This window comes from Zoogloea sp. 1C4 (assembly GCF_009469605.1).
Taxonomy (GTDB): Bacteria; Pseudomonadota; Gammaproteobacteria; order Burkholderiales; family Rhodocyclaceae; genus Zoogloea; species Zoogloea oryzae.
The window spans coordinates 238,743-251,420 of the sequence record NZ_SSXU01000002.1; the positions used below are offsets into that span (position 1 = coordinate 238,743).

At 68.5% G+C, this 12,678-nt stretch carries 11 protein-coding genes; 4 read left to right on the top strand and 7 right to left on the bottom strand.

The genetic code is table 11. The features are described from left to right. Positions 1-143: 143 nt before the first annotated feature. On the bottom strand, positions 144-2,543 hold the full coding sequence (ovoA, locus tag GH681_RS03575; protein ID WP_153160084.1) for a 5-histidylcysteine sulfoxide synthase: 2,400 nt from the start codon (positions 2,541-2,543) through the stop codon (positions 144-146). Positions 2,544-2,653: 110 nt separating this feature from the next. After that, entirely contained in the window at positions 2,654-3,805 is a 1,152-nt protein-coding gene (dinB, locus tag GH681_RS03580; protein ID WP_153160085.1) for a DNA polymerase IV, read from the bottom strand. A gap of 204 nt (positions 3,806-4,009) precedes the next feature. Here dinB and GH681_RS03585 point away from each other — a divergent pair, with 204 nt between their 5' ends. Both GH681_RS03585 and GH681_RS03590 read left to right on the top strand, forming a co-directional pair. Further along, positions 4,010-4,348: a TfoX/Sxy family protein gene (locus GH681_RS03585; protein ID WP_153160086.1), complete on the top strand. Its 339-nt coding sequence runs from the start codon at positions 4,010-4,012 to the stop codon at positions 4,346-4,348. Between the two features lie 71 nt (positions 4,349-4,419). After that, positions 4,420-5,022: a class I SAM-dependent methyltransferase gene (locus GH681_RS03590; RefSeq protein ID WP_153160087.1), complete on the top strand. Its 603-nt coding sequence runs from the start codon at positions 4,420-4,422 to the stop codon at positions 5,020-5,022. A gap of 64 nt (positions 5,023-5,086) precedes the next feature. Here the strand turns inward: GH681_RS03590 and GH681_RS03595 are convergent, their stop codons facing one another. From GH681_RS03595 to GH681_RS24030, 4 genes are all read right to left on the bottom strand, one after another. Further along, positions 5,087-6,505 (bottom strand): esterase-like activity of phytase family protein, encoded by a 1,419-nt coding sequence (locus GH681_RS03595; RefSeq protein WP_153160088.1) that lies wholly within the window; start codon positions 6,503-6,505, stop codon positions 5,087-5,089. A 444-nt stretch (positions 6,506-6,949) separates the two neighbouring features. Beyond that, positions 6,950-8,764 (bottom strand): ABC transporter ATP-binding protein/permease, encoded by a 1,815-nt coding sequence (locus tag GH681_RS03600; protein ID WP_153160089.1) that lies wholly within the window; start codon positions 8,762-8,764, stop codon positions 6,950-6,952. Between the two features lie 123 nt (positions 8,765-8,887). Beyond that, positions 8,888-9,514 carry a LysE family translocator gene (locus GH681_RS03605; RefSeq protein WP_153160090.1) on the bottom strand — a complete coding sequence of 209 codons (627 nt, stop codon included), beginning with the start codon at positions 9,512-9,514 and terminating at the stop codon, positions 8,888-8,890. A gap of 33 nt (positions 9,515-9,547) precedes the next feature. Then, on the bottom strand, positions 9,548-10,678 hold the full coding sequence (locus GH681_RS24030; RefSeq protein WP_153160091.1) for a methyl-accepting chemotaxis protein: 1,131 nt from the start codon (positions 10,676-10,678) through the stop codon (positions 9,548-9,550). A gap of 139 nt (positions 10,679-10,817) precedes the next feature. On the opposite strand from GH681_RS24030, the gene GH681_RS03615 reads away from it, so the two are divergent. Next, a complete protein-coding gene (locus tag GH681_RS03615) occupies positions 10,818-11,450 on the top strand; it encodes a DUF2238 domain-containing protein (protein WP_153160092.1) in 633 nt (210 codons plus the stop codon). Positions 11,451-11,454: 4 nt separating this feature from the next. Here the strand turns inward: GH681_RS03615 and apaG are convergent, their stop codons facing one another. After that, positions 11,455-11,841, bottom strand: a complete 387-nt coding sequence (gene apaG, locus GH681_RS03620; protein WP_153160093.1) for a Co2+/Mg2+ efflux protein ApaG — start codon at positions 11,839-11,841, stop codon at positions 11,455-11,457. Positions 11,842-11,987: 146 nt separating this feature from the next. Between apaG and rpe the strand changes: the two genes are divergently transcribed. Then, positions 11,988-12,677 (top strand): ribulose-phosphate 3-epimerase, encoded by a 690-nt coding sequence (gene rpe, locus GH681_RS03625; protein WP_153160094.1) that lies wholly within the window; start codon positions 11,988-11,990, stop codon positions 12,675-12,677. Position 12,678 lies beyond the last annotated feature (1 nt).

The following is a 12,678-nucleotide window of genomic DNA, read 5'->3' on the forward strand; positions in this document are numbered from 1 at the left end:
CAGATTAGGTGGCCACCGCTGGGCGGGAAATACGTTGGATTGCGTAGGGGGCTCGGTGCAGCCCGCGGAGCCTGCAGATCGGACTTCAGTCCGACAAACCGGGGCAGACTCCGGGGCGCATCGATGTCGGACTGAAGTCCGGCCTACTGTTCCCGCTGCCAGAGCATCCCGTGGGTGACGATGAACTGGTACTTGCGGCGGTGTTCGCGGATCACCAGCGGCACTTCCTCCTCGCGGCGCAGCACGAAGCCTTCGTCCCGCAGGAAGGCTTTGAGGGCGTCGGCGCTCTTGATGGCGGCGCCGTTGTTGCTGTAGCCGCCAAGCCAGGCCTCCCGCGGGGTGAATTGCTCCAGCCACGAGTAGGGCGAGAACAGGGCGACGAGACCGCCCACCTTGACCAGCCCGCGCTGGCCGCCGAGCCGGCCGAGGAGCGACTTGGGGCTGGGCAGGCGGCACAGCAGGTTGGCCAGCATCACGGCGTCGAAATCCACCAGCTCGGCGGGCAGCGAACAGGCGTCGGCCTGGCGGAAGCTCACCCGGCTGCGGTCGATGGCGGGGTCGATGCGGGCGGTGACGGTGTCGCCCAGGTCGCCCTCGTCGCGGCGGAAGTAGTCGCGGCTGCCGGTTTTCTGGAGCTGCTCGGCGGCATCGATGAAGGCGCGGGAGAGATCGACGCCCAGCACCGCTTCAAAGCTGCGGGCGAGCTCGAAGCTGGCACCACCCACCGCGCAGCCGATGTCCAGCGCCCGGGCGGTGCCGCTGCCGTAGCGTTCGGCGCCTTCCAGCAGCCAGTGGGCGCAGCGCTGGGGGAAGGCGGTGGAACACTGGGGGCCGCCGGGCCAGGGCATCTGGGTGGCCGGGGCGCCGTGGTGGAGGAGCATGTATTCGTCCACGACGCGGGCGTCTTCATACACCTGCCGGCCGGCGTCGGCGGCGGCGAGCTTCACCACCCCGCCGTCGTGGTCGGCCTGCACCACCCGGAAGCCGGCGTGCTGGAAGAAGTGCGGGCGGAAGTGGAAGCGCGCCCACACGCTGGCCTCGTCGCCGCAGGATACCCACGAGCCGCCCAGCATCATCTGGTGCTGGCCGTCGTAGCAGGGGGTGGAGAAGTCGTCGTAGTAGGGATGGACCTTGCTGCCGGGCAGCGGGTTGAAGTCGTCGCCGATCCACTGCCACAGGTTGCCAAAGACATCGCGCACACCGCTGGCGGCGGGCTTGCCGGCATCCACCGGCCAGGGCGATCCGCAGGCGAGCTGGGTGTTCCAGCCCGTCTCGCGGCCGAGGGTGGCGCCGTCCGCGCGGGAGGCCGGGTCGGTGTCGGCCCAGGCGGCGTCGCGCATGGCCTGGTGCTCGGCCTCGGTGGGCAGGCGACAGGGCGCGCCGTCGCGATGGCTGCGCCAGGCGCAGTAGGCCATCGCCTCGTGGGCGTTGACCTCGGCGGGCCAGTTCCAGGGCATCGGGATGGTCTCGAAGAGCGTGCGCAGGCGGTAGCGGTGCAGGCCGGCGGGGCCTTCGGGCACCCAGAAACACGGCCACTTGCTGTTGCGGAAGCCGCGCCAGGCCCAGCCGGCTTCGGTCCACCAGCGGGGTTCGAGGTAGCCGCCGGATTGGATGAATTCCAGGAAGGCGCCGTTGCTCACCAGCTGGTCTTCCACCTTGAAGGCCTGCACGCCCACGCGGCGCTCGCCGTATTCGTTGTCCCAGCCGAAGCTGGGCCAGTCCACCGGCTTGCCCATGCGCACGGCGGTGGTGGCGATATCGACGAGTCGCGGCGTCGGGTAATCCTGCCCGGCCTTGGGCGGAAAGCCGGTCTCGGTGCCGGCGCCGGCGTGGAGTGCCGGCCAGCCGGCGGGGCGGGCGAGGAAGGCGACGGGCAGCTCGCGGATCAGCACCGACGAGGTTTCGAGGTGGATGCGCTCGTGGTCGAAGCCCATGAACAACGCCCACAGGGGGTGGTTCATGGTGATCGGGGCGTGGCCGTCGGCGAGATCCGGGTGGGTCTCGATGAGGTTGCGGACGGTGGTGTAGACCTGCTGGCGATAGGTGTGGGCCTCGGCGAAGCTGGGCCACAGCATCTCGTTCTTCGACATGTCGTCCCAGCGCATCTCGTCCACGCCGGTTTCAAAAATCCGCTCGAAGTAGGGGTTGAGCGGCGCCGGGATCAGCCCGGCCACCCGCAGCTTGTTGATGTACAGCGCCGCCGGATGACAGTAGTAGAAGATCATCGGGTGGCGCAGGTGGTGGTAGGGCGGCCGGTAGAAGGCTTCCTCGCCCTGCAGCGCGGAGAAGAGGGTCTCGGTGAGCGTCCAACCGTTGTCGAAGACGGCCAGCACCTGGTTGCGGGTGCAGGTGGCGAGGTTGGGCGCGGGCAAGGCCGTGAGGGTGCCGCCGGGCTGGCAGCCGGGGCAGGCGGACGGGGCGAGGCCGGTCCACCACCAGTCGGCGCGCGGGCCGCGCAGCAGGGCGTCGTGTTCGCCGCGGAGATTCTGGCGCCAGGGCTCGATGGCTGCGGGCAGGGCGGTTTCGAGCGTCGGGTGGGTCATGCCGTACTCCTGAGGTCTTGTTGTGCTGAAGGCCAGACTTTAGTCCGACTTTGGCCGGGGTGGGTGGTGTTGGGGTTTTTCCGGGGGGCGTAAGCCGGCCGGGGCCGTCGTCAGTCGAAGAGTTCGCCCTGGGTGGGCCGCTCGTCGGGGAGGCGCACGGCGTCGCGACGGATCAGGCTGCTCACCTTCACCCCCAGCAGGCGGATGCGCCGATCGAGCGGCACGCGCTTGAGGCATTCGCCGGCGACCCGGCGGATCGCCGCGGCGTCGCCCACGGGCAGGGGCAGGGTCTGGTCGCGGGTGACGGTGTGGAAGTTGTCGAAGCGCAGCTTGAGGCCCACCGTCTTGCCCACGTAGCCCTTGCGGGCGAGATCGTCGGCGAGCTGCTCGCACAGGCGGGTGAAGCGGGTGGATAGCTCGGGCCGGTCGCCCTTGGGGTGGAGGTCGCGCTCGAAGGTGGTCTCGCGGGAGAGGCTCTTGGGCTCGCTCTCGGTGACCACCGGGCGCTCGTCCTCGCCCCGCGCCGCGCGATGCAGCCACACCCCGTAGCGCTCGCCGAAGTGATCCTGCAGCCAGGCCGGGTCGGCGCCGGCGAGCTCGCCGATGGTGACGATGCCGAGTTCCTCCAGCCGCGCGGCAGCCTTGGGGCCGATGCCGTTGATGCGCTTGGCGGGCAGCGGCCAGATGCGCGCGGGCAGGTCGTCGGCGGTGACCACGGTGATCCCGGCGGGCTTGTCCAGGTCGGAGCACAGCTTGGCGAGCAGCTTGTTGGGGGCGACGCCGAGGGAGCAGGAGAGCCCGGTGGCGTCCCGCACCGCCTGCTGGAGCTGCAGGGCGATCTGCCGGGCGCCATCGACGCTGCCGTCCGGGTTGAGGGCGGAGAGGTCGATGTAGATCTCGTCGATGCCCCTGTCTTCCACCTGGGGCGCAAGGTTGCGCACGGCGGCCTTGAAGAGCCGCGAGTAATGCCGGTAGGCGTCGAAGTTGGCCGACAGCAGGATGGCCTCGGGCGCCAGCTGGGCGGCCTTCATCAGCCCCATGCCCGAATGCACGCCCAGCGCCCGGGCCTCGTAGGTGGCGGTGGTGATGACGCCGCGGCCCACGTAGGTGGCAAGGCGCGGGAAATCCCCGCCGTCGCCGCCGGCCCGGCGCCCGCCCACCACCACCGCCTGGCCGCGCAGTTGCGGGTAGCGCAGCAACTCCACCGACGCGAAGAAGGCGTCCATGTCCAGGTGGGCGATGCTGCGGGAAAGGGCGGGCATGAGCAGGCGGCGGGTGTCGGCGGGGCTATTTTGCCCCAAGGCGCGGAGGGCGCCATTGTAGGTCGGACTTCAGTCCGACAGACCTGGCCGGATCGAGCAGTGGTGTCGGACTGAAGTCCGACCTACAAAGGGTGCGTACAGGGCTTGGAATGGGGCGCGAGTGCGGGCAAGCTGCGCCCGGTGTGATCGAGGAAGAGGCTGCGCATGGCAACCGAGCGGGAATTCATCGAATACGTGGCGGATCAGGCTGCATCGGCGGGGAGCATGAGCTTTCGCAGGATGTTCGGCGAGTACGCGCTGTACTGCGAGGGCAAGGTGGTGGCGCTGGTGTGCGACAACCAGGTGTTCGTCAAACCCACCGCGCCGGGCGCGGCGTGGGTGGGCACGGTGACCGAGGGCTTTCCGTATCCCGGCGCCAAGCCCTGGATGCTGATCGCCGATGAGCTGGACGAGCGGGACTGGTTTGCGCGGCTGATCCGCCTGACCGCCGACGCGCTGCCCCTGCCCAAACCCAAGAAGCCGAAGAAGCCCAAGGCGGGCTGACTTTCCTCCACCGGCCCGGTCGGGCGACAATCGGCGCTCCCGCGCAGCGCGCACTTGATTGCAGGAAGACCATGTCCAGGGATTACTTTGCCCACAAGGCGGCGAGCTTTGACCAGAACACCGCCCGCGTCGACAACGTGGCGGCCATCGCCGAGGCGCTGCAGGCGACCCTCCGCCTCGACCGGACGATGCACCTGATGGATTTCGGCTCCGGCACCGGCCTGCTGCTGGAGCGCATCGCCCCGCTGGTGGGGAAGATCACCGCGGTGGATGTATCCGAATCCATGAACCGCCAGCTGGCCGAGAAGATCCCGAAGCTGGGCTGCCCGGTGGACATCCGGCCGGTGGATCTGGTGCGCGAGGCGATCGACGGGCCCTTCGACGGGATCATCTCGTCGATGACCCTGCACCACGTGGAAGACATCGGCGCGCTCTTTCGGCGCTTCCGGGCGATGCTGAAGGACGGCGGCTTCATCGCCCTGGCCGACCTCGACAGCGAGGACGGCAGCTTCCATTCTGAAGACACCGGCGTCTTCCACAACGGCTTCGACCGGGCCGAGATCAGCCGGATTGCCGAAGCCGCGGGCTTTGGCGAGGTGGCGGTGGTGTCCGCCAGCGTGGTGAGGAAGCCCCAGCGGGATTACCCGGTGTTCCTGCTCACCGGGCGCTGCTGAGGTTTCGTCCGCCCCATGAAGAAGGCCCGCCGGAGCGGGCCTTTTGCTTTTTGAGGCGGGTGGATCAGCGCTGGCGGCGGCGCAGCACGAGGCCACCGACGCCCAGGGCCGCGAGGGCGAGGGTGGCGGGCTCGGGGATCTGCTGGGCCTGGAAGCCGGCCACCACGTCGTCGGTGATGCCGAGCACGAAGAACTGGTTGGGGTTGGCGGTGGGGGTGCCCTGCACCGACACGGTATCCAGGAAGTCGTTGTCGTTCACCACGATCAGGGTGTGCTGGAGCACGCCGTCCACCAGCACGTCGGGGCCGAAGGCGAGACCTTCGATCTTGGCGGGGATCGTACGGTCGGTGAAGCCGTTGGCCTTGAGCAGGGTGACCAGATCGACGAACAGGCTCTTGGCGACGGCCTTGGGGGCCAGCGCCGCTTCGCCGGTGAGGGCCGAGACGTCCGCCGCACCGGCGAGGTCGACGCGATAGAGCTTCTTCTGGACGGCCTTGGAGTCGTCACCCAGGCCCTTGCCGTCGCGCTCGTCGAGGATGAACTCGTGGTCGTTGATGGCGACGATCTCGCTGATGCTGCCGTACTTGGGCTTGGCGACGGTGCCGATGTTGTCGAGCTTGTAGGCGTATTCGTGGGTGATCTGGCCGCTGGCGATGTCGATGGTGACGATGCGCACGGTGCTGGCGTCGGTGCCGCCGTCCTGCTGCAGCGGGCTCTGCATCACGCCCACCAGGGTCTTGCCGTCGGGGGTGATGGCGAGGCCTTCCATGCCCTTGTTGGCCACGCGGCCGCTGGTGTTGGCGCTGATTTCGGTGGCGCCCTGGGCCGACAGGGTGCTCGCCGCGAACTTCTCGGGCAGGGTGAACACGTTGATGCGGTTGCCGGTGGTCTTGTCGAACTGATAGACGTAGGGGCCGTATTCGTCAGTGATGAAGACGCTCTGGCCGTTGGCGGCCACGCGGATGCCTTCGGGGTCGAAGCGGGCGTTGTTGCTGTTGGTGGAGAGGCCGGCGCCAAAGGCATCGGAGCGGCCGGTGAAGTAGTGCTGGCCGCTGCTGCCGGTGAGCACCGGGGCGCTGCCGTAGTTGAGCGCGCTGGTGCTGGAGAGCAGGGTGGTGGCGGTGAGGCTGGGGCTGAGGGTGGCGACGGCGCCGGTGGTGAAGCTGGCGCTGGCGAGGCCGAGGCTTACCGTCTGGTAGCGGGGAATCCACGAGGTGGTTTCATCCACCGCGGCGTTCCAGCTGCTGGCGTTGGGGCCGCGGTCGGGGGTGGCGTAGAAGGTGTCGCCGCCGGCCCAGGCGATGGCCGAGCCCATGCCGCCCAGGATGTTGGCGGCAGCGCCGTTTTCGAGGGTGCCGCTGAGACCGGACAGATCGGAACCGGCGAGCTGGCCGATGCCGATGAGGGAAACCCCGGCGTGGGCCGCGGGGGTGGCGAGCAGGGCCGGCACGACGACGGCCAGCAGACGTTTGGCGAACAACATGGGGGCAACTCCTTGCAAGGCGGTGGATGCAAATCCGGGAAACACTACGCAAGGACTGTTACGGCGGGGTTAAGCCCGGTGATTCTGTTGTCCGGTGGGGATGGGCGGTGTCGGACTGAAGTCCGACCTACAGGGCGGTGGTGCTCTTGGTCGTGGGGAATGGGGCGGCGGTGCTCCCTGTAGGTCGGACTTCAGTCCGACATCCGCCACGCCAGGATGAGGTATCGGGCGGACCCGATGATCCACGGGCGTCGGTAGATGACCGATGGGCGTCGTGCCATCGATCATCTGGCGCGCGCCATGATCGATCTCGCCGGCGCCATCGCTGATCCGATAGTCCAAACCATCAATGGGACGCTTCCCATCGAGGGTGGAGACTATCGGATGAAGGATGGAAGGCGCCAGGTGCTTGATCTACGGGCCTCCGCCCTTCATCCGGCGGGCTCAGGCTGCGGCTTCGGCGCCGGCTTCTTCCTGCTGCTGCAGCTGCCACATGCGGGCGTAGGCGCCGCCCCTGGCGAGCAGGTCGGTGTGGTGACCGCGCTCGATGATGTGGCCTTGATCGAGCACGATGATCTCGTCGGCGTTCATCACGGTGGACAGTCGGTGGGCGATGACCAGCGTGGTGCGGCCCCGGGCGGCGGCGTCGAGCTGGGCCTGGATGGCCTTCTCGGTTTGCGAATCCAGCGCCGAGGTGGCTTCGTCGAAGATCAGGATGTCGGGGTTCTTGAGCAGGGTGCGGGCGATGGCGACGCGCTGCTTCTCGCCGCCGGAGAGCTTGAGGCCGCGCTCGCCGACGCGGGTCTCCCAGCCGTCGGGCAGGCGCTCGATGAAGCTCGACAGCTGGGCGGCGCGGGCGGCGGCTTCCACCTCGTCGCGGCTGGCGTCGGGGCGGCCGTACTGGATGTTGTAGAACAGGGTGTCGTTGAACAGCACGGTATCTTGCGGAACGATGCCGATGGCGGCGCGCAGGCTGTCCTGGGTGAGCTGGCGGATGTCCTGGCCGTTGATGCGCACGGCGCCCGTCTGCACGTCGTAGAAGCGGAACAGCAGCCGGGCGAGGGTGGATTTGCCCGAGCCGGAGTGCCCCACCACCGCCACCGTGTGGCCGGCGGGGATGGCGAAATCCACGTCGTGGAGGATCTTGCGGGCCGGGTCGTAGGCAAAGCCCACGTGGTCGAAGCGCACGTCGGCGGCACCGCGGGCGAGGGGCTCGGCATCGGGTGCGTCGGCCACTTCGCGGTGAGTGCCCATCAGGCCGAACATGCGCTCGATGTCGGTGAGGGCCTGGCGGATCTCCCGGTACAGCACGCCCAGGAAGTTGAGGGGGATGTAGAGCTGGATCAGGAAGGCATTGACCAGCACCAGGTCGCCGAGGGTCATCCGCCCGTCGGCCACGCCCAGCGCCGCGCGCCACATCATCGCGGTGACGCCGCAGGCGATGATCGCCGCCTGGCCCACGTTGAGCAGCGACAGGGACTTCTGGTTCTTGATCTGGGCGGCCGTCCATTTGGCCAGCTCGGTGTCGTAGCGGCGGGTCTCGAAGGCCTCGTTGTTGAAGTACTTCACCGTCTCGAAGTTGATCAGGCTGTCGATGGCCCGGGCGTTGGCGGCGGAATCCAGCTCGTTGGCCTGGCGGCGCAGGGCGGTGCGCCAGTTGGTGACCTTGAAGGTGAAGGTGACGTACAGCGTGAGGGTGAACACCGTGATGAGGGCGAAGCTGGGTTCGTACTTCACCAGCAGGATGCCCACCACCAGCCCGATCTCGACGAAGGTGGGGAGGATCGAATACAGGGTGTAGCTGATCAGCGAGCCGATGGAGCGGGTGCCGCGCTCGATGTCACGGGTCAGGCCGCCGGTCTGGCGTTCCAGGTGAAAGCGCAGCGACAGGGCGTGCAGGTGGCGGAACACCTGCAGGGATATCTCCCGCACGGCTTCCTGCGTCACCCGCGCGAACACCAGCTCGCGCAGCTCGGTGAGGGCCGAGGTGGAGAAGCGCAGCGCCCCGTAGGCCACCAGCAGCGCCGCGGGGACCACGATGAAGGCCTGGTCCCGGGAGAGGTCGAGGCCATCCACCAGTTGCTTGAAGACCAGCGGCACCGCCACGTTGGCGAACTTGGCGCCGATCAGGCAGCTGAGGGCGAACAGCACCCGCCACTTGTAGGCCCACAGGTAGGGCAGCAGCTTCTTGATGGTCTGCCAGTCGTGGCGTTCGCCGCTGGCGGGGACGGGAGGGGGGCCGGAAGGGGAGCGACGCATTTGGGGGCAGTGAGGAGTAAGGGGTGAGGAGTGAGGAGGGCCTTGCTGGTCGAGGGTGCGCTGGCGATGGGGTGTGGGTGGGGCGGAAGGAAGCAGAAGGGCAGGGTGTGGCCTCGTTGCGTCTTACCCTTCACTCCTCATCAACCGCACTGCCAGCCCGATGAACAGCACGCCGCACAGGCGGTCGAGCCAGGGGCCGAGGCGGGGGCGGCGGGCGAGCAGGCGGCCGATGTGGCCGGCGGCGAAGGCCATCGAGCCAAAGATCACGACGGTCTGGGCGATGAACACGAGGCCGAGGACGAGCATCTGCAGCGAGACGCTGCCTCGGGCCGGGTCGGCAAACTGGGGCAGGAAGGCCAGGAAGAACAGCCCGACCTTGGGGTTGAGGGCGTTGGCGACGAAACCCCGGGCCACGTCGCGCTGCCACGGGCGGGGCGGCGTGCCGGCCGCCGGGGAAAGGGCACCGCCGCTACGCAGGGCCTGGATGCCCAGCCACACCAGCCACGCCGCGCCGGCCAGCTTGAAGGCCGTGAACAGCCCGGCGGATGCGCGGATCAGCGCCGCCACCCCGAGGGTGGCCCAGGCGATGTGGGTGAGGCAGCCGGCCGCGCAGCCGAGCCCGAAGGCCAGCCCGGCGCGGCGGCCGCGGGCCAGGCTCTGGCCGATGACCATCAGGTTGTCCGGCCCCGGCGCGAGGGTGATCAGGACCGAGATGCCGAGAAAGGCGAGGAGCGTATCGATGGTGGGCATGGCGCCCGATTCTGGGCGGCCATGGCCGGGGCGTCAATGTGTGTGCGTGTGCTCGTTGCAGAGCAGGGACGGATCGCTCGCGGCGGTCTCGCCCATCTTCTGGAGGTTGTCGAGCACCCGCATCGAGGCGCTCTCCATTTCGTCCAGGTGGCGAAGGAGCGCGTTCTGGTCGCCGGCTGCATGGGCTTCGAGGGCGGCGATGCCGGCGGCGTGCACGCGGACGTGGGGCGGCTCGATCTCCCGGTAGCCGGGCAGCCGGCTGAAGCAGGCCTGCCCTTCGCCTTCGTAGTACCACTTGCCGAGGCGGCAGCCGGTGTGGCTGGCCACGTCGCCGGCCTTCAGGTCGAGCATGCCGAAGATGGCCAGATAGATGCGGAACTTGAAGACGATGTGGTCGATCTTGGCCACCTCGACGAAGCTCTTCATGGCGCTGCCGGCGATCACCCCTTCCATGGCGCCGGAGAGGGCCATCAGGCGCTGCATGTCGCCGGTGGCCGTCTGGCCGCGGACGCTGAACTCGCTGGCCGTGCGGGCCAGGGTTTCCATGCTGTCGCGGGCGCAGGTGGAGTCGTCGCGGATGCGCGTGACGAGGGTGGAGATGTCGCGGGTGGCGGTGGAGGTGCGTTCGGCGAGCTTGCGCACTTCATCGGCCACCACCGCAAAACCGCGGCCGGCTTCGCCCGCGCGGGCGGCCTCGATGGCGGCGTTGAGGGCGAGCAGGTTGGTCTGGTCGGCCACGTCGTGAATCAGCTTGACGATGGTGCTGATCTCGTCGGCCCGCTGGGCCAGGTTTTCCACCTGATGGGCGGAGACTTCGGATTCGGCCGCCAGGTGGGACAGGCTCTGGGCGATCTCGGTGGTGGCCTGGCCGCTGGCGTGGGAGACGTGGGCGGCCTCGATGGCCTTGTCCTTCTCGGCGCGCAGCAGGTTGGCCATTTCGGCCAGGCTGCCCTGGGCGTTGGTGAGCGAGTCTCCGAAGGCGCTCATGCGCTCGACGACCGCCAGCTGCCCGGCGGCGGCCTGCTGGTGTTCGGTGCTGGATTGCTGCAGCATGGCAATTTCGTCCCGCAGGGCGGCGACTTCAGCCTTCAGGGCTTCTTCGCGCGCCAGGGCGGTCTGAAGTTCGGTTTCCAGTTGGCGGAGTTTCGTACCGTTGAACCACATGATGTCTCGTCTCCGGATCGGGGCTGCAGGTGTCGGGCTGGCAGGCCACCGAGAGTTATTATCAAAAGCGGACTATTAACGGCATGTCGATTGATTTCTTTTGCCCCGGCTGCGGGGCTTTCATGTATCGGATCGTTCCATGACGACGCCCGCCGGACGGCTGCCCCTCGTGCTTCTGGGGATCGTGGGTGCGGCGCTGGCGTGGTCGGCGCGCGCGCCTTTCGACCGGGCGACGTGGTGGATGGAGGTGGCGCCGGTGATGATCGCGGCGCCGCTGCTGGTGGCCACCCACCGGCGCTTTCCGCTCACGCCGCTGCTGCAGGTGCTGATCGCCGCCCACGCGCTGGTGCTGATCGTTGGCGGCGCCTGGACCTACGCCAAAGTGCCCTTCGGCTTCTGGCTGCAGGATGTGCTGGCGCTCGATCGCAACCCCTATGACCGCATCGGGCACTTCATGCAGGGCCTGGTGCCGGCGATGGTGGCGCGGGAGATCCTGCTGCGGCTGCGGGTGGTGCGCGGGCGCGGCTGGCTGTTCTACATCGTCACCAGCCTCTGCCTGGCGATCTCGGCACTCTACGAGCTGATCGAGTGGGGCGCCGCGGTGGCGCTGGGACAGGGCGCGGACGCCTTCCTGGGCACCCAGGGCGATCCGTGGGACACCCAGAGCGACATGGCGATGGCGCTGGTCGGCGCCATCGTCGGGCAGGTGCTGCTGGGGCGCTGGCAGGATCGCCTGATCGGCCGGCTGGGCGGGCTGCGCCGGCCGCTGTAAGGCGTCAGTGAAGGGTGCGCGGCATCGCCAGGGTGAATTCGGCGATGGGGGCGTCGAAGCGGGCGCCGTCGCCGGCCACCATCTGGTAGCTGCCCTTCATGGTGCCCACCGGGGTGTCGATGGTGCAGCCGCTGGTGTATTCGAACTGCTGGCCGGGCTGGAGCACCGGCTGCTCGCCCACCACGCCGGACCCCTGAACCTCCTGCACCTTGCCTTCGGCGTCGGTGATGATCCAGTGGCGGCTGATGAGCTGGGCCGTCACGCTGCCGGTGTTGCGGATGGTGATGTGGTAGGCGAAGACGTAGCGGTTGGCCTCCACGTCGGACTGCTCGGGGATGAAGCGGGCTACGGCCGTAACCTGGATGGATTCCCGGTTGGGTGTCGTGGTCATTGTGCGGGGTACGTTTCGGGGTTGGGGTTATTCATTGAAGCCCAATCGCCGCTGCGCTGCAACCGCCGGCAGCGTTGGCGTGACGGGTTGCGAGCGGTAAACTGCCGGCCTCCCTCCGTCATCCGACCCGCAAACGGGCCTTTCCCATGAGCTACCGCATCGCCCCCAGCCTGCTTTCCGCCGATTTCGCGAAACTTGGCCAGGAGGTCACCCAGGTGATCGCCGCCGGTGCCGACTGGATCCACTTCGACGTGATGGACAACCATTACGTGCCCAACCTCACCATCGGCCCGCTGGTCTGCGAGGCGATCCGCCCCCACACCACCGCGCCCATCGATGTGCACCTGATGGTCAAGCCCGTGGACCGCATCGTGCCCGACTTCGCCAAGGCCGGCGCCGACATCATCACCTTCCACCCGGAAGCCTCCGAGCACGTGGATCGCACCCTCGGCCTGATCCGCGACAGCGGCTGCAAGGCCGGCCTGGTGTTCAACCCGGCCACGCCGCTCAACTGGATGGACTACGTGATGGACAAGCTCGACGTGGTGCTGCTGATGAGCGTGAACCCGGGCTTCGGCGGCCAGTCCTTCATTCCCGGCACCCTCGACAAGCTGCGCGAGGCCCGCGCCAAGATCGACGCCTACACCGCCCGCACCGGCCGCCAGATCCTGCTGGAAGTGGACGGCGGCGTGAAGGTGGACAACATCGCCCAGATCGCCGCCGCCGGCGCCGACACCTTCGTGGCCGGCTCGGCCGTGTTCGGCGCGCCCTGCGACTCCGACCCGAACCGCTACGACACCGTGATGGGCAAGTTCCGCAAGGCCCTGGCCGGCTGAT

Excerpts from the sequence above, each read along its gene's own strand:
- GH681_RS03605 (WP_153160090.1), bottom strand. The coding sequence starts at position 9,514 with ATGCCCACCATCGATACGCTCCTCGCCTTTCTCGGCATCTCGGTCCTG.
- dinB (WP_153160085.1), bottom strand. The coding sequence starts at position 3,805 with ATGCCCGCCCTTTCCCGCAGCATCGCCCACCTGGACATGGACGCCTTC.
- GH681_RS03615 (WP_153160092.1), top strand. The coding sequence starts at position 10,818 with ATGACGACGCCCGCCGGACGGCTGCCCCTCGTGCTTCTGGGGATCGTG.
- apaG (WP_153160093.1), bottom strand. The coding sequence starts at position 11,841 with ATGACCACGACACCCAACCGGGAATCCATCCAGGTTACGGCCGTAGCC.
- GH681_RS03600 (WP_153160089.1), bottom strand. The coding sequence starts at position 8,764 with ATGCGTCGCTCCCCTTCCGGCCCCCCTCCCGTCCCCGCCAGCGGCGAA.
- GH681_RS03590 (WP_153160087.1), top strand. The coding sequence starts at position 4,420 with ATGTCCAGGGATTACTTTGCCCACAAGGCGGCGAGCTTTGACCAGAAC.
- GH681_RS03585 (WP_153160086.1), top strand. The coding sequence starts at position 4,010 with ATGGCAACCGAGCGGGAATTCATCGAATACGTGGCGGATCAGGCTGCA.
- GH681_RS03595 (WP_153160088.1), bottom strand. The coding sequence starts at position 6,505 with ATGTTGTTCGCCAAACGTCTGCTGGCCGTCGTCGTGCCGGCCCTGCTC.
- GH681_RS24030 (WP_153160091.1), bottom strand. The coding sequence starts at position 10,678 with ATGTGGTTCAACGGTACGAAACTCCGCCAACTGGAAACCGAACTTCAG.
- rpe (WP_153160094.1), top strand. The coding sequence starts at position 11,988 with ATGAGCTACCGCATCGCCCCCAGCCTGCTTTCCGCCGATTTCGCGAAA.
- ovoA (WP_153160084.1), bottom strand. The coding sequence starts at position 2,543 with ATGACCCACCCGACGCTCGAAACCGCCCTGCCCGCAGCCATCGAGCCC.